Annotated in this window: 1 protein-coding gene; it reads right to left on the bottom strand. The window is 49.6% G+C overall.

All coding sequences use genetic code 11. The features are described 5' to 3' along the window. On the bottom strand, positions 1-275 hold a 275-nt coding region (locus M3090_RS15685; protein WP_249057813.1), incomplete at its 3' end, for a DUF5712 family protein. Between the last annotated feature and the right edge of the window lie 92 nt (positions 276-367).

Genomic DNA, 367 nt, shown 5'->3' on the forward strand with positions numbered 1-367 from the left:
GTCTTGCCCATTTTCTCCAGCTCCCGGCTGGAAGGGCTTACCGTGATCACATAGAACTTCGCATCGTTCCGGCTTAATTTTGCCTTGTTGTTGTCTATCTTGAAGGTTACTTCCTGTGCGCTTATGTAGTCACGTGAGTTATTGAAGAACGGCTGTACCTCCCGGCCGTTCTTCATGCGCTCCAGATCCTCATGCTGGAGATAGGTCGTAACTCCTGTGCAGCTCCCTGTATTGGCATAGGTTCCGGAACCGCCACCCTGAATCTTTATGTTCATAGTCCCCTCCTTTCCTTTTCCCTCTCATAGACCTTGTTTATGTCATCGAGCAGCCCGGTCTTTCCTTTTGCATCGAGGAAGGAAACGATATG

Source organism: Bacteroides sp. ET71, assembly GCF_023336905.1.
GTDB lineage: Bacteria > Bacteroidota > Bacteroidia > Bacteroidales > Bacteroidaceae > Bacteroides.